Annotated in this window: 12 protein-coding genes and 1 pseudogene; 9 read left to right on the forward strand and 4 right to left on the reverse strand. The window is 55.7% G+C overall.

All coding sequences use genetic code 11. The features are described 5' to 3' along the window. Window positions 1–23: 23 nt before the first annotated feature. On the reverse strand, window positions 24–1,208 hold the full coding sequence (locus NDY25_RS16490; RefSeq protein WP_225970185.1) for a PP2C family protein-serine/threonine phosphatase: 1,185 nt from the start codon (window positions 1,206–1,208) through the stop codon (window positions 24–26). A 146-nt stretch (window positions 1,209–1,354) separates the two neighbouring features. Continuing rightward, window positions 1,355–2,530 carry a site-specific integrase gene (locus NDY25_RS16495; protein ID WP_180336612.1) on the reverse strand — a complete coding sequence of 392 codons (1,176 nt, stop codon included), beginning with the start codon at window positions 2,528–2,530 and terminating at the stop codon, window positions 1,355–1,357. A gap of 314 nt (window positions 2,531–2,844) precedes the next feature. On the opposite strand from NDY25_RS16495, the gene NDY25_RS16500 reads away from it, so the two are divergent. From NDY25_RS16500 to NDY25_RS16520, 5 genes are all read left to right on the forward strand, one after another. Beyond that, window positions 2,845–3,989 (forward strand): IS3 family transposase gene (locus tag NDY25_RS16500; protein ID WP_256627573.1). Its coding sequence is split into 2 segments (ribosomal slippage): window positions 2,845–3,082 and window positions 3,082–3,989, totalling 1,146 coding nucleotides; the frame shifts between segments, so codons are not numbered across the junction. 765 nt (window positions 3,990–4,754) lie between these two features. Further along, the gene (locus tag NDY25_RS16505) at window positions 4,755–5,918 is read left to right on the forward strand and encodes an SH3 domain-containing protein (protein WP_168959854.1); all 1,164 of its coding nucleotides are present in this window, start codon (window positions 4,755–4,757) and stop codon (window positions 5,916–5,918) included. Window positions 5,919–5,942: 24 nt separating this feature from the next. Continuing rightward, entirely contained in the window at window positions 5,943–6,581 is a 639-nt protein-coding gene (locus NDY25_RS16510) for a hypothetical protein (RefSeq protein ID WP_251755207.1), read from the forward strand. A gap of 255 nt (window positions 6,582–6,836) precedes the next feature. Beyond that, window positions 6,837–7,541, forward strand: coding sequence for a hypothetical protein (locus tag NDY25_RS16515; protein WP_256627574.1), 705 nt, complete (start codon window positions 6,837–6,839; stop codon window positions 7,539–7,541). 82 nt (window positions 7,542–7,623) lie between these two features. After that, on the forward strand, window positions 7,624–8,514 hold the full coding sequence (locus tag NDY25_RS16520) for a MobA/MobL family protein (protein WP_251755212.1): 891 nt from the start codon (window positions 7,624–7,626) through the stop codon (window positions 8,512–8,514). 225 nt (window positions 8,515–8,739) lie between these two features. On the opposite strand, the gene NDY25_RS16525 is transcribed toward NDY25_RS16520, so the two are convergent. Together NDY25_RS16525 and NDY25_RS16530 are read right to left on the reverse strand one after the other, a co-directional pair. Next, on the reverse strand, window positions 8,740–9,132 hold the full coding sequence (locus tag NDY25_RS16525; RefSeq protein ID WP_168960056.1) for a hypothetical protein: 393 nt from the start codon (window positions 9,130–9,132) through the stop codon (window positions 8,740–8,742). 49 nt (window positions 9,133–9,181) lie between these two features. Next, window positions 9,182–9,492: pseudogene (locus NDY25_RS16530) on the reverse strand (hypothetical protein). 190 nt (window positions 9,493–9,682) lie between these two features. Between NDY25_RS16530 and NDY25_RS16535 the strand changes: the two are divergent. The 4 genes from NDY25_RS16535 (at window position 9,683) to NDY25_RS16550 (ending at window position 16,182) form a co-directional block, all read left to right on the forward strand. After that, the gene (locus NDY25_RS16535) at window positions 9,683–10,036 is read left to right on the forward strand and encodes a helix-turn-helix domain-containing protein (protein WP_180336617.1); all 354 of its coding nucleotides are present in this window, start codon (window positions 9,683–9,685) and stop codon (window positions 10,034–10,036) included. Between the two features lie 262 nt (window positions 10,037–10,298). After that, complete coding sequence (locus NDY25_RS16540) at window positions 10,299–12,002, forward strand: type IV secretory system conjugative DNA transfer family protein (RefSeq protein WP_168960055.1); 1,704 nt, start codon at window positions 10,299–10,301, stop codon at window positions 12,000–12,002. 44 nt (window positions 12,003–12,046) lie between these two features. Further along, window positions 12,047–12,502: a hypothetical protein gene (locus NDY25_RS16545; RefSeq protein WP_168960054.1), complete on the forward strand. Its 456-nt coding sequence runs from the start codon at window positions 12,047–12,049 to the stop codon at window positions 12,500–12,502. Next, window positions 12,499–16,182, forward strand: coding sequence for a peptidoglycan-binding protein (locus NDY25_RS16550; protein WP_233366659.1), 3,684 nt, complete (start codon window positions 12,499–12,501; stop codon window positions 16,180–16,182). The genes NDY25_RS16545 and NDY25_RS16550 overlap by 4 nt, the downstream gene beginning before the upstream one ends. Window positions 16,183–16,335 lie beyond the last annotated feature (153 nt).

Here is a 16,335-nt window from a genome sequence, read left to right on the forward strand (position 1 = left end):
ATTCCCTCAGTGCATTTTTAGAATTAATCATCTTTCACGGATGAGAAATCAAGTTCTAACCCAGGCGTTGGGGCATCATTGATTTCAAGCTTCCCGGACTTTTTTCTTGCGCGCGTCGAAGACCTTTTTGCCTTGCTGGAAGTTTTCGCTGCTTTGCGAGACTTCCTGGTCTCAGGTGACGCAGTCTCATGCCTTAACAGCACTTGTTCTGCATGGCTATTGTCGGCGGACCTTAAAGAATTAGGCGGTTCTGCAGCAGGTTGTGCTTTTTGCTCTAATCTCGGTTTTAAGGCTGTTGCAGAATGTAAATATAACTGCCCCAGTGAATCCCAAAGTTCTAGATTTGAGCTGCCCGAATCGGGTATGGACGTGAAATCTAATGGCAAAGTTGCAACTATAGCGGTAGAGTTGTCAGGCCCCCCCGCCCATCGCGAAAGTTCGACTAACCGTCTAGCTACGATACCTTCGTCTTGACCTATGGCTTTATTTAAAGTTATTAATGACAAAAGCTTCGCGTCATGAGACGTGAAGTAAACTCCGTCCGTGCATAAAACTAAACGATGTGGTGTCTTGCTGTCGAAAGCGCTGATCTGCAGATCTAATGGAGACTGCATGCCGATATATTGAAGTAATTGCGACTGCTCTGAGCTGTTTTCCCTTTGTCGCCCGAGTTGGCCAGCAATTGTGTCATCTTTGGATATTTGGACAGAAGCTTCTTCGGAGAATGCATAAATCCGACTATCTCCAACGCTGATCCAACCTGATTTTCCTACTTCACTTATCAAAGCTGCAACTAAGGTGCTCCCGCCTTTACCTTCGTAAAGATCACGAACTATTTGGTTAGACGCATGAGCGCCCTGTTCAAGCCACGAGAGGGGGTCGCTAGTGCCAATTTGCGCGTGTTCATGGACCGTAGCAAATAGCGCTGCAATCGCGGTTGCAGCGCACTCCATCCCGTCTCGCATCCCACCGATGCCATCAGCCAGAGCAAGTATGAAATAAGAATTGCCATATTTGTCAGCGCCTCTACAAATAGCAGAGCGGTCTTCGTTATGTTGTCGCGTAAGACCAACATCGGTGGCAATGCCTATGTTAAACGGGGCGGTCTTCCTTGAGCCATTCCGGAGCGGGTCGCGGAGAAGCCAGCGCGCAAGTTGGAGTGAAAGGCCGCTCGATTTGTAGTTCATAGTTTTTAGAGTTGAAGCCATGCTCCGGATCATAGTCGATTGTGGCTAGGGTGGGTTTGGCGACTTTGACTGTAAAGCGTGCTCAACTGTTGAGCAACGTGCTGCGCTGTGTTGTGGGCGTTGTCATGGCCTATAAAGCCCTTCTCGAACTGGTGCGTAGCTGAGTCTTATGGATACATCCTCGCTCCCTTCCTCAACCGCTCCTTGAACTGCCCGCGCACGTAGCTCGGTAGTGCCACTGACGGCTGATACTGAGCCAATGCTTCGACTTGGATCTTCCGGGTGTTGCCGGCCGATTTGTGGACATAGTTGTCCTGCAGCACGGGCGCCTTCTTGTTGAGCGCATGGCCGGTGATCAAGGCAATGTGCTCTACCCGCACGCCCTTGGCATCCAGCTCTGTAGCAATCGTGTGCCGGAACGCATGTGATCCGATGCCTTTGCCAAACCCTAATCCCTTCAAATACTTCGCAAACTGGTTGACGAAGCCTTGGCTGTAGCGCCCGTTTGGCTCGCCGGTCTTGCGGCAGGTGCCTGCTGACAGATTGGGGAATAGGCGCGGGTGACCGGACGCCTTGATGTCGGCCAAGAAGTCGAGGAAGCCCGCCTGGATGAGACTTGGGTGGATCGGCACCTTGCGGATTGCGCTCTTGCCTTTGAGGCTTTGCCGGGTGCGCTTGCCGGCGCTTTGCGCCAGATCTTCGTCCACGGTCTTCTGGATCGAGAAGCACCACATGCCTTGGTCTTGCACGATGTCGGCCACTTTGAGCTGCGCGATCTCGTTGATCCTGGCGCCCGTGTAAAGGGCAATGAGCGGGCACCACCATCTGTGCGGGTATTTCTTGGCCCAAGGCAGGAAGGTCTCCGGGTTGAAGATCTTCTGAATTTCTTCTAGTGAAAGCAGACGCTCGGGCTCATCCTGATCAGCCAGGAGTTCTTCCTTAGCTGGCTTGAACGCATCCATTGGGGAGTGCGGGATGGCACGCGCCTTGACCAGGGTGTTGAAGAAGGACGCGAGGAAGCGCCGGTGCAGTTCTAACGTGGCATTGGCAGGTTGCGCCCGCCCTTGGCGTTGACCCTTGGCGATCAAGACTTCGACGCTCAATCCCTGATGCTTGGGGTTGGTCATGAAGTCTTCGGGCGCCCATCGAAGCAGATCCCACATCTGGTAGATGTGCGTGTGCTCGATGCGGGCAACGGACGTGTTGCCACTCACGCGCTGTAGGATGGCAAGCGTGCGGCGATAAGCATCGATCGTGGTAGTGCGAAGGTTCTGCCGTTCCTTGTCTTTGAGGAAGTCGTCGACCTCTTCAGAAAGGAGCCGCGCCGGAGTGGCAAGGGGCAGGGGTTCTGGATAACGAGTTCCGGATCGGCGAAGCCGTCGCAGCTTTTCATGATGGTCGTAAGTCGCTTGGACCAGGTCCTGAAGGTGAAGCGCGCCGGCTCGGTCTTGAACGACCATGTCGCTGAATTCGACTTTGCCGATGCGAATGCTGCGGATGAGTAACTGACCTTTGGGGTGTTGCAAATACTGATGAAGCTGGGAGTTTTTAAAGCGCATCTACAATCCAATTTTGAGGAGGTAGACGTTTGATATGATACGCCCAGGGTTTCCTAGACATCTCAAGGCCATGGAAAATGGTCGATTCGGAGGTGTCTATGAGCAGCAAGCGGTATACGGATGAGTTCAAGATCGAGGCGGTCCGGCAAGTGACTGATCGTGGGTTCAAGGTGGCAGAAGTCGCCGAGCGGCTGGGTGTCACGACGCACAGCCTGTACGCCTGGCTGCGCACGTTCGGCAAGTCTGGCGTGGTGCATCGCGCCGAGGTGGACCAGAGCGCCGAGGTTCGGCGGCTGAAGGCAGAGTTGCGTCGAGTGACCGAGGAGCGCGACATCCTAAAAAAGGCCGCCGCGTACTTTGCCAAGGGGTAAAGGCAAAGTACGCCTTCATGCAAGCCCACTGCAGGGAATTCAGGGTGTGTGCGATGTGCCGGGTATTGCGGGTCAACCGGTCGGGTTATTACGCCTGGTTGTGCTCGCCCAACAGTGAGCGCGCCAAGGAAGATGATCGCTTGCTTGGACTAATCAAGCACCACTGGCTGGCCAGCGGCAGTGTCTATGGGCATCGCAAGATCACCACGGATCTGCGCGATCTGGGTGAGCGTTGTAGTCGCCATCGGGTGCATCGGCTGATGCGCACCGAGGGACTGCGTGCCCAGGTGGGCTATGGTCGCAAACCGCGCTTCCATGGAGGGATGCAGTGCAAGGCGGCTGCCAATCTGCTTGACCGACAGTTCGACGTGACGGAGCCGGACACGGCCTGGGCGAGCGATTTCACCTTCATCCGCACGCATGAAGGCTGGATGTACCTGGCTGTTGTGATCGATCTGTTTTCCAGGCAGGTCGTCGGCTGGGCGATGCGCGATCGGGCCGACACCGAGTTGGTCGTGCAGGCCTTGTTGTCTGCGGTGTGGCGGCGCAAACCCAACACTGGTTGCTTGGTTCACTCGGACCAAGGGTCTGTCTACACCAGCGATGACTGGCGCAGTTTCCTGGCGTCCCATGGCTTGGTGTGCAGCATGAGTCGGCGTGGCAACTGCCACGACAACGCACCCGTAGAGAGCTTCTTCGGCCTGCTCAAACGCGAGCGGATCAGGCGGCGGACCTATCCCACCAAGGACGCCGCTCGCGCCGAGGTATTCGACTACATCGAGATGTTCTACAACCCCAACCGCCGCCACGGTTCAACTGGCGACTTGTCCCCTGTAGAGTTTGAACGGCGCTACGCGCAACGAGGGTCTTGAGTGTCTACGGAACCCTGGGCGTATCAATAAGGGGAGGGGATTTTCTGTCAATGATAAAATAGGACAGAAATTTCGTGTCGACGATTGCCTAAGGCGGCCTCATTAACTGTTATCCAAACAGCTGCATTTTCAATTTGACTTTTATAAACGAATTTATCGATAAGCTATATGGGGCAATGGCTGCAGTGTTATAAATGGGCTTGTAACCATCAATGCGCATGTAGTGTTTAAAAGTAACAAAGGGCGAAAAGTGAGAGATATCTCACTTATAAAAATGAACGCAAGTTAAACTAGGGTGAGGTTTGCCTAATCTAATCATCCTTAAGAAGACAGTTAGGCAATCCGAGTTCACTGTGTTCCGCTTTGGCAAACTCCCGAAACGCAGTCTCAGCTTTTGAGACATAAGTAGTCTGAGATAGGGACAGAGACCGGAGCTTATGGGCGTCGGGATCTGCAAGGCTGTGCCTTGGTTCTCTTGATCAATTACTGATGGAGTTCGACATAGGCAGCGCTGAGCATTAGCTGAGTCCGACCTTGATGTCTGCCACTGAGCGTGCTCCTTGTTGTCTGACTAGATCTTCCATAAGCTTGGTCGTAGTCGTAGTCGTAGTCGTAGTCGTAGCCGTAGCCGTAGCCGCCTGCACTCAGTTGAATCTTTTGGGAGGATGCATGTCGTCCAGTTTTCCAGAGCCTCCCTTTAACGCGAGGGCGATCATGCCAGGGAAGATGTTAGAAGAAGTGTTGAATGGGTCAAGGCAGCGAGCCATGGCACTCAGTGACCCTATTCGGGAGGCTTTCCGCATGCGCGATCCTGCACAGACCCTACGCGACTATGCCAAAGGGATTGAGATGTCCGCTTACAAGGAGATGCAGGATAGGGCGTTGGCTGCTGTCCAACCTTTGCAGTCGGTTCAGGACATGCTGGATGGGCTATCTGCTCATCGTTTCGCGTCGCAGGTCTCTGAGATTTCTCATTTCGAATCGCTAAGTGCTAAGGCACTCGCTCCGCTTCAATCATTTGGAGCTGTGGGGTCCAAGGTCGAGAAACTCATGGCGCGGACCGAAAGTTTGTCGGCTTATCAGCGCTCGTATGAGGCATCGCTTAACAATTCCTACATGCAGAATATCGAGCGGCTTCGTCTCGGGTCAGTCAGTGCTGATATGTTGTCAGAGAGCGCTAGGCGTCACGAAGCAATGCTCTGGGGTGCCAATAATCATTTCGCAGATGTCGTCCGTAGAATGAGTGAAACCTCATCTCTGACGCAGTTCGGGAAGATTGAGTGGGGTGAGCGCTTTTCTATTCTTGCCAAGTTGGCTGGCGATGCAGATTTCTTGCGCTGGGCGGATGACGCTGTTAGTCCAGTAATTGATCGCCATGTCAGTGATTGGCTGAAATCGATTGAAGACGCTACCGCTGAGTCGGAACAGCCGAAGCGACTGGGGCGCCGGCGAGTGGCTATGCCGCACGCCGTGGTCGACTTCTTGGCGGATCCTCAACAGCGAAAAGACTTTTTGCTGCTGGTTCTATCGCTTCTCCTTTTCATCGAAGGAAAGCTTAGTGCTGCGCGCGCGGATTTGGAGCAGTCGGACCTTCGCAAGACACAAGCGCACGCTATGGAGACGATGGAGACTACCCGTGATACTGCTGCGGAACAAACCGCCACACAAGAGAAGCACATTGCGCATCTCACCCAGGTCGCAGAGTCCCTGCACGCCCTTGTCTCATACTCGCATCGCTACACGATCATAGCCAAGGTGACTGCCCTTCGCATGTCACCTGGTGGACAGAAAATCGGCCATTTTGAACGGGGCGATGAGGTGTTGGTTCTTCGGACAGCGGGCAAGTGGCGCTTGATTTCTGCGTTTGACGAAGAAGGCAACGAGATCCAAGGGTGGGTGTTGAACAAGCATTTGAGCCGTATGGAATAACGCTCCAGCCACGAGCGGTGCTGATTGACAGAAACGCCTTTTGCCTTAGCTTTCAGCGCAGAGGCTCAAATGACTGTCGATGACTACAAATGCTTTATAAAAAAGCTTGGCATGGAGCTGAGAAGACCAAATTTTAGTGATCCTGATGAGACACAAAAAGCCCGCTGGGTGCTAATCGTTGGAGAAAATATATTCACGCCAAATAGCGTGACTAGCGTTGACATATGGGTTAAGTCCACCTTGCGCGAGGAACTTGGGGTCGAAAATGCGATCCACGAGTTAAGAAAAATCTATGACTGCGCTGAGACTTCACAAAAGAACGAAATGGTTCGTTCATTTTGTTCCAATGTGCTTAGTCGATGGTTTGACCCACAATTGCGCCAAGTCGAGAGGGAGGGGCGTATCTTCAGTGATATGCCTCGCCACTGGCGTGCTCTCGCCATTGAAAAGCTGGGCGGGCGCATGCATCTGGCGTGGTGCCCGCTTTGGATGAGGCTGAGAAATGCATTGCTTGACTGGGAATTAAAACGCAAGGAGGATGAACCACTTGATTTGAATCAAAGTGCACTGAGAAAAGCTGAAAAGGAGCGTGCGAATGGACGTAAAGCAAGCAATCGAGCAGCACTTGGAGATGAACAATGGACGGATCAATTCCGCCATTGAATGCACCGCCCGTCTAGCAGCCAAAGCAGCAACTTCTCTAAATGAAGTGGAAAAGCGTCTTGACGAAGAGTCATTCACGGCAGCTTTCTTTGGCGCACTTGCTGCTTCGCTTCCCTAAGCGTATTAGCTTACTCGCGACAAGAAGGGGAAGACTACGCATGGCTCAAATACGACAAGAGCTCAGGCAGTTGGCCTGAGTCTGAGTCTGGAGCAGATTTTTGCCTTGTGTTCGATCTGTCGACACTAAAGTCTAGGATGGCCATCTTCCAGGCTAAGAGCGACTCCAGCAAGCGGTCTACCAACAACACGCTTGTCCTCAACCAGTCTCGAAAAGAACAGGGTGAGAAAGTATTGCAAGTAAAGCGACTTGTAGAAACCGCAAGTCGTATTGCGAGCGAAGGGAGCGCCGATCAAGTCGCTTGGAATGAGCTGGGATGGATTCATTATCTGTGCCAGTTTGAAAGCGGACTTCGCTGTGTTCCGATATCAAAAATAGGTGGGCAGGTTGAACAGATTATTAAAAATATTCCGAGTGTGAAAAAGAGTATTCCTGTAAATAAAAATAACAGTGTCGTTTTTACAGACGTTATTGCTGATGCATTCGGGGCAAGCTCCACTTACTGGAGGACTATCGAGCGCTCTGAACTGTCCTCGCTTCCCAGTGCAATTAGGCTTACCGAGATTGGGCAGCTGATGAAGATCTATGTGATCACCGATGACCCAAATGGCTGGGACAACTCGCTAGATGCTTCGTCGCCTACCGTAGTAAGTAAGGTCAAAGCTATCAATGAAAATAAGGATCTCAAGGAAAGTAAGGATCTCAAGGAAAGTAAGGATCTCAAGGAAAGTAAGGATCTCAAGGAAAGTGTGAATCGAAAACGCGAAAAATCTGCGGAAAAGAAGGACGCTTCAAACCGGGTGGTTGCGAAAAAAAGTGATTCCATAACGGGAAAATTATAGTCCTCAAAAATAGGCTTTCTACGCTATTGCGCTTTGCGAAATCTAGAGTCAGAACCGATGAACTCTGACTCAGGAAATGCACATGGCCATCCATCACACCCGCATCAAAACTTACAGTCGAGCAAAGGGGCACTCTGCAATCGCAGCTGCGGCCTATCGCGGCGGCTACTTGCTCATCGACCCCAAGTCTGACGCTCGCCACGACTACCGGGGTAGGGCAGGCATCATCCAGTCGCGTTGCTTGGCGCCACCTGGTTCGCCGGCATGGGCGGATGACCCGCAAGCACTTTGGGCCGCTGCAGAAGCCGCAGAGCGACGCTGCAACAGCACTGTGTGCCGCGACTTCGCCATCGCGCTGCCGCACGAACTCGATGACCCCAAGCGTTGGGAGTTGGTGCTCGATATCGCTCATCGCCTGATTGGGCGATATGGCTTTGCCCTGCAAGCGAGTCACCATCGCCCGACCAAAGATGATCCGCGATACTTCTATTGCCATCTGCTTGCCACGACGCGAAAGACGGAAGCCTCGGGTTTGACCCAGAAGACGCGCGTCTTAGATGGGCGCATCAATGGCAAGGAGGAAGTCGAGTGGATCCGCGCGATGATCGCTGATCGGATCAAGGCGCATCTTGAACAGGCTGGCATCGGTAAGGCGGTTGAGCATCGGCCCTTGACGGAACGCTTGGAAGCGATGCGAGGCAACGGGATCTATGTCCAAGGCCAGGAAAGCTTTGAGCAGCTTCTGTCCCGCTACCGCCAAGAGGGACGACTGTTGAGCGTGCCGGATGGCCACACGGCGGAACAGGCCCAGCGAGAGCGCCCAGGACCAGGCATGGACACTTCAGCTGATGAGGCTTCGGTGGCGAAGATGCCTATCATGCCGGCATCCGTTGGCAGACTCAGTTCAAGTAGGGGAGACGAAGCTCTGTCAGCAATCCAGGCAGATCGAAGCGGCCATCAAGATACGCATTGAGGGCGTCGGCCATGTGCTGATCAATACCAAAGCCAGCCGCATGCTGTTGGGCGATCCAGCCTTCAACATGGGCTTGGCGGAGTTGATGTTCTTGGTGGTCCAGAGGTAAGGCTTGCTGGCTGACGGAAGGAGGCATGGCGAAGAATCCAAGTGGCTGATGCACTTGATTCGTAGCACAAAGCGGATCTTCGTCAAGCCGCCTCTGGCCACTCGCAAAACGAGCGGTCAGAGCTTCTCGCCCTCATTGATCGCCTGATTCAAGATCTCATACCACTGGTTCATCTCGCGCTCGCTGCCGAACTTGATCGTCCAGACTGGATGGTCCACATCTCGAACGCTGACCGTGATCGTTCCTTCCCGCCTTGAGTTGTGCCAGTGCTTCTCCCAGGAGCGAACATCCATCAACGGGTAGATCTTCACTGTTCTGCCGACACGAATCTTCAACCGCGACCGCTCAATCGAGATCGCCAAAGCTCCTTGTCGCCCAAAATAGGAGCGATCAAATTCCCGACCAAAGACCTCCCGCTGGTTGCGCAATCGGTCAGCCCGATTGACGGCAAATGCGACCAGCACCGCTGTGCCCAGGGCAAGCAAGATGAGAAACGTGCTAACGGTCATGTGAACTCCTGAGAACAGAATGGGACCATCGTTGATTGCAGACGGATGGCTATTGGACGCGGCCGGTGATCTTCCAAGTGCCGCCCACCTTGGTGAAGGTGTAGACCCCATCCATTTGATGACCAAAGTCCCGCTCCATGGCTTCAACCTTGGCACTTACGTCACAGGTGTAGCTGGGCGCACCTTCCGCCTTCGTGCACTGGTTACTCTCGAAGTCTTCGATGCGCGCCTCTTCGTTGCTGTTCGCTTTGACGAACTGCAAAAAGCATGCTCCCGCTCAGTCTCAGCGGGGCCGCCGCCAGAGCAAGCCACTAGAGAGACGATCAACGTGCCGATGATGGCAAAGCGAGCTTTGGACATAGGAATCCTTGGATAAGCGAGAGCAAACGGATTGGCACAGATGCATAGCCGTTTAAGGCCGGCATGGCCGCCTCAGGCATCGGCCCCGTTGCAGTTGACAGCGTGCCGGGGCAGCGTCAGTATGCGTTCAACGAATGATTCGTTCAACGAATTTTTGCAAGGCGCGTAACTCACGTTCATCCTTGTAGGGATGAGCACCCCCCAACCTGACATCCTGTCGTTGTTCGCTGCGCGGCTTAAAGCGCGCCGCCTAGCAATTGGCCTTGTGCAACAGGACTTGGGTGTCGCTCTTGGATTGGAGAGTCGCATCGCTCAGGCTCGCATCAGCCGCTACGAAACGGGCACGCATGTCCCAGATCTCAAGACCGCCTTGGATCTGGCCGAGGCACTTGGTGTGTCCCTCAGTTCCCTGGTCGCCGAGTCTGATCGACTTGGTCAGATCATCGAGCTGGTGCGCCAGCTGCCCGAGGGTCAGCAGGAAGAGCTGGCGAAACACTTGTCGGCACTCGCCGCATCTTCTCCTTCGAAGGCCGAAAAAGAGTAGGCCGAACAACCTAGGCGACGGACAAGCTCTCACTCGGGGAGCAGCGAAGGACGTCGCAAAATTGCGGCTCAGCCCAGCGCAGCGGCCCGCCTAGTCCATGGTGCGAAAGGTCCCGTTGCTGTCTTGGCATGCTTCCCGTCAGACAATTCCTACACGGATGCCAACACCCATCCGATCTGAACGTGCGGTGTGATCCTGTAATCTTGCGAGCGGACGGTCGTTTTCAAACAAGCCAGGGATCACAGATGGAAGGCAGCGCGTCATGACCGGCAAGACCAAGCTCAGTGTCGCCGCCGTGCTCTTGCTTCTTGCCCTCATTGCAGGGGTCTACCTTTCCGGTCAGTTGATCCTGATGCTGTTGAAGGTGGCCGGTCCCCTCAGCATCGGCACCTACTGGTCTTACGTCAAAGCACTCGAACTCCCGCAGTTCGCTCCCTATGTCAGCAAGATCAAGCTGGCCGGCGCCATCGGCTTTGGTGTGCCACTGCTGGCTTGGTTCGCACTGCTGATCCCACTGTTCAAGCCGAAGGCCGCCGCCTTGCATGGCGACGCGCGCTTTGCTTCGGGCAGTGATCTCGCCAAGAAGGACATGCTCAAACCGTCGCCAACCGGCATCGTGGTTGGCAAGCACGGTGGCAAGCTGGTGCGCCTACCTGGGCAACAGTTTGTGATCCTGGCAGCGCCCACGCGTTCCGGTAAGGGCGTAGGCATCGTCATTCCCAACCTGCTCGACTACCAAGGCTCGGTGGTGGTCCTGGACATCAAGCAAGAAAACTTCGATCTGACTTCCGGCTGGCGCAAGAGCCAAGGCCAAGAGGTCTTTTTGTTCAACCCCTTTGCCGAAGACGGGCGCACGCACCGATGGAATCCACTCAGCTACATCTCGCCCGATCCCGCATTTCGTGTGTCGGATCTGATGAGTGTTGCGGCGATGCTCTACCCAGATGGCTCCGACGCCCAGAAGTTCTGGGTGAGCCAGGCCCGCAACGCGTTCATGGCGTTTACGCTCTATCTGTTCGATAGCTTGGACGATCAGATCAAGCGCAAGCACCCGAAAGACACCTGGATGTTCCCAACCCTTGGGATGCTCTATCGCGTGTCGTCTGGGGATGGAAGCGACTTGAAGGGCTACCTCAAAAAGCTCTCGCAGCGCGACTTCCTGGGTCGCGACGCCAAGACGGCGTTCGATAATTTGCTCTCGCAAGCCGAAGAGACCTTCGCCTCGATCATGGGCACATTCAAGGAGCCGCTCAACCAGTTCATCAATCCGATCCTGGATGCATCAACCAGCGATAACGACTTTTTGCTAACCGATGTGCGCAAGAAGAAGATGAGCATCTACATCGGCATCCAGCCGAACAAGCTTGCAGAAAGCCGCCTGTTGATCAACTTGCTGTTTAGTCAGCTCATCAACCTCAACACCAAAGAGCTGCCGCAGAACAACCCGGCACTCAAGCACCAGTGCTTGCTGCTGATGGACGAATTCACAGCCATCGGCCGGGTCGACATCATCGCAAGCGCGGTGAGCTACATGGCCGGCTACAACATCCGCTTGCTGCCGATCATCCAGAGCATGGCGCAGCTGGACGCGACCTATGGCAAGGATGTTTCGCGCACCATCATCACTAATCATGCGTTGCAAATCGTCTATGCCCCGCGCGAGCAGCAAGACGCCAACGACTACTCGGACATGCTTGGCTACACCACGGTGCGCAAGAAGAACAAGTCGCACACCAACGGCAAGCAAAGCAGCGTGTCCTATTCCGAAACCGAGCAACGCCGCGCCTTGATGCTGCCGCAAGAGTTGAAGGCGATGGGCTTTGACAAGGAAGTCTTCCTCTATGAAGGCATCCCAAGCCCGGTGCTCTGCGAAAAGATCAAGTATTACGAAGATGCCTACTTCACCAAACGGCTGCTACCAAAAGCCGAGGTGAAGAAGCTGTCTGCCGCCGTCTCGGGCTCATAAAAATAGCTCTCGACCACAAATTTAAGCCATGCCGGGAAACGAAGATGCCATTTGTAAATGAATATATTCCTGAGCCGGATGTTGCGAAATACGACTTGGAAGCAATCGACAAAGACTTTGTGGTCGGTGGCACCAATGCAAGAGACTGGACAATTGATCGTGATCGCGACATGTATTTGCGCAATGTCGCAAACGGTGGCGGCACCGAAATCGAGGTCAGAAACCAGGCAAAGTTCTCCTTCTATTGGCATGGCGAACTCCTGACGCTGAGACTGGATTTGGTCGACGGTGGAGGCGCGCGAGGTCAGTCCGGTTGGTCCCATTGGAGACTGATGTGGATCAATGGTGGAGATGGACTGCCTGAGCATCTCAAGGCTGACAAGGAGCAATTCATAGCTGACCTCAAAGAGGCCTTGCTCGCATACAAGGATTTTGGCGTCCACTCCAGAAACACGGACTACCACATCGTTTTTGAAATCGATGAGGGGTGCTTGGTGTGAATGGCTCGATATCTGCCCAGGACGCAATCGATAGGATTCGTCAGAACCCTGGCGATTATCAAACACCAGAATCGCTGCGGTCGCTCGCCGCGCAGGTGGATGCGAATGCCTCCGGCAAGGTCACTGTTCTCTACAGTGGCCCAGCAGCAAAGGACATCTGGTCGACTGATGTCATTGGGTCGATGATCGATTCTGGCGAAGACATCCGGGTTATCGATAAAAGTCAGGCATCGAAGTTTCTTAATTCCCGCGAGTTCTATACCGCGCTCGCCGACATCTATGAAATTTCGCCTCGTGAGCTGATAGAGGGGTCTCATCGGGGGCCTGCCACGGAGTGGCTCTACCACCCTACGCAAGGTCCTTGGGCAGATGCTTCCGGACGGTTTGCCGATGCAACCGTAGGTGAAGTTCATGCGATCGTGGGCGACGCTCAGCCAAGCCGCGTCTTTGGCGAAATTGAAGTGCCTCGCATTCTTGCCAATCCAAACGTTACCTCGATTGAGGGGCTTCCACGTGAAGCGCTGGTTGGTGTGAAGGATCGGCTCGGTCAGCAAGCAGCCTTTGAGCTGATCGTGGCCCGTGCGCGTGAACACGAAGGCATGCTGCGCATCCCGGCCACTGATGATGCGCTTCGCGAGAACAAAGTTCTGAGGCTCGACAACAGAGAGTATTTTCGAGGAACAGCCATTGAGGGAACTTCAAGGGCGTTAGACCAGAGCACGCTTCCGCTCAGTCAGCGTATGAAACCGCCAACCGAGCATGCCCAGGCGGGTCAGCAGCGCTGGGATGAATGGCAGGGACGCAACATCCAAACCACGCCGGAACCTGAAATCCCAGGCTTGCGTCGCGCCGGGATGACAGCAGGGCTTGCGGGCTTGGGTGTTGCCGCCACTGCCTACGATGCGTCGCAAACCGGAGAGCGTGTTGGCACGCTGTTGGCACAAGACAACCTCACTGCTGCACGCTCAGAAGCGTTGCACTTTGCTGCCCGGGGCGCGGGCGGCTGGGCGGGCGGCGCCGCTGCCGCTGCCATTGTTGGCACAACCGGTGCAGGCCCTGTCGCGTTGGTAGTTGCCGATGGTTATCTGTTCAGTGCCGCTGCCGACAAGGCCGCGACCCTGTGGGACAACCGTCAGATATATGCGCAGACCGACAAGCAGGGCGTGAGCTGGGAGTTCAACGGCAGCCAGTGGCTTCGCCAAGAAAAGGCCGATCTGCCCAACGATGGCGTGGATAGGCCGCAGAAGCAGGCCATGTTCGCACTGCCTGAAAAGGCGCGCGAGCTGAACTATCACGCCAGTGGCGAAGCGACCGAGCAGGCGCTGGGCAAGGTGCAACCCAGTAATCCCTATGTGCAGCCATCCAGTGAGGCAGATGCTGCGCATCTTTACGCACGGGATTGGCGGCATGATCCGGCAAGTGGCCAGTGGTCTCGGATGGTCGCCGACGACGTCGATCGGAACGATCGGCCCATCTGGACGGTGGATCCAGCAAGCCCTGAGCGCAATGCCGCGTTGGATCAACAAGCAGCCCAGGTGGTAGACGCTAACATCGCCCGAGGTCCGGCTGCGATCGCAGCGACTTATCAGGCTGCCCATCAGCGCAATGGCTGGGATGACTTCGGCCCCGTGCCAGCGGCCGTGCAAACAGCCCTGAACCCAGACTCACTGCAAGCATCGGACGGCAGGCAGTATCAGCGCGATACGCAAGGTCAGTGGCGGCATGACGGCGTTGCTGCCGAAGGCAATGTCCCGTTGGAACTCAACGCGACGCGTGAACACTTGCAGCCGGCCTTGGAGCAGCATGCGCAGGCATTGGCACAGATGCCGGCAAGGCAAACGCCAACGCCACAGCAGCAAGACCAGGCCAATACCGAAGCGACCTATGCCGCCTATGGCGTTGCGCCCAATGCACAGACCGCAGGCGCGATCCAGCTCGCGGTGCAACGGACACGTGAGGCAAACGGAATCGATGCAGCGACCAGCTCTTTGGCATTGGAGCGTGATGCGACCGGTCAATACTCGGTGGACAGTCCGATCCAGCATCTGAGCCGTGACGCCGATGGTGCTGTGCGTGTTGCGGCGACCACCAGCGCTGACGAGATCCATCAGGCAATTGGCGAGGTGCAGTTACTTCGGCAGGAGCAACCGCCTTCGGCCGGTGCACCAGACCTGCGCATTGATGCGCAGTCGCCTCAGGAGCGCGACGCCTACGAGCAAGCGTTGCGCGAAGCCAATCGGCAAGGTGTGTCCACGCAAGAGGCGCAACAGGTCGCAAGCTTCGCCGCAACGACCGTTACAGCTCCGCATGTGGATGAAACCCAAGCGCCTCAGGCAGCCATTGATGCGCAGCGGGATCGAGACGCTGCACGCATACCCGACGGGCCTGCTGTTGCGGAGACGGCAACGCCTGCTACGGTCGTGATGCCTGCATCCGCCAGCGCGCCTCTGCAGGAAGACGTGCGCCCGGTCGCTAAGCCTGCTGAGCCGAAGTCCGAACCTGTCCCGCAACGCGAACCACAAGAGACCCAAGCACCTGAGGTTGCTGCACCTCCGACAGCCGGCGCAGTCCAGCCGAAGGCAGAGGCAGTGGCGCCAGCTTCTGCAAGCGCGTCTGCGCCGAGTGTCGGATCGCCTTCATCAGCTCTCACGTCTCGTGAGGAAACTCCAACTCAGGCAACTGTTCCAACGCCGCCGTCATCGCATGAGGTGGAAGGGCTGCGCCTCGGCGACCGGGGACAAGAGGTCGAGTTCTTGCAGTATCGATTGCAGCAAGTGGATGCCCGGGGGCCAAACGGTCAGGCCGTGCCGCAAGACGGGCACTATGGTCCAGAGACGGAACATGCGGTAAGGCAGTTCCAGCAAGACCAAGGTTTGCCGGCAACGGGCGTTGCCGGCCAAGACCTGGATGCGGCGTTGTCCCAGGCACAAAGCGCGCGCCGAGATGCCTTGAAATCCGCAGCGCCGGCATCGGCAAATGGGCCGGTGGAGCAGGGCAGCGAGCAGCAAGCGCAAGGAGTTGCACCACAGAACGGTGCGCCATCGGCTGTTCCATTGCAGGCAGAGCAGCAAGAGGCGGTGCGAGCGCCGTCGCCGGCAATTCCAACGCAAAGCGAAGTGCCGGCGCAGATCGTATTGCCGGAGCGCCAACCCGCTGCCTATGCGTCGTCGCCAGGTTTTGGTGGGACAACTGCCCGCTCTAACGCACACGAACACGATGAGGATCGGGTTGAGCAAGCAAGGCCCCTCCAAGATGCCGCTCAGCAGGCGTTTCCCTCTGATCATCGGGATTACGCGTTGTTCTCTGCCATCCAGGCGCGGCTCCCTAAGGGCACATCCGATGAGAAGACGGCTGAGGTATTGCATGCCGTCAAAGAGTCAGGGATCGAACGCGCGGATGAACTCCGCAAGGTGACCATCCAAGATGATGTCGCCTTTGTCTTTGGCAAAACGCCCGGCTTTCACTCGGAAACCTCGCTCAATACGCCATCGCCTGGCATCAATGACACCTTGCAGAAGACGGAAGCACTGGATCAGCAACGGGCGCAGGAGATAGTGCAGTTCCAGCGGGAGCGCGAAGAGATCGACAAGAATCCAACAGGTCCCGTGATGACGATGGCCGCTCGCTCTCAACAGCAGGCGATGTCAGACACGTCAAGTGGTGATGGGGGCGGTGGCTAATGTGGTGGAAGCCTAGGATTGGCGTGATAACGATTGGGAGCAGCACGTGCTCTAAGTTGATGTTGACGCGTTTTGCGCGCTATCCGCCTTGTTCCTACTCCGCAATGTGCGGCTGCGCTTTGCGCAACGCACCTTCGCTTGACGCAAACCTTG

Source organism: Xanthomonas hortorum pv. pelargonii (assembly GCF_024499015.1).
In the GTDB taxonomy this organism is placed as follows: Bacteria; Pseudomonadota; Gammaproteobacteria; order Xanthomonadales; family Xanthomonadaceae; genus Xanthomonas; species Xanthomonas hortorum_B.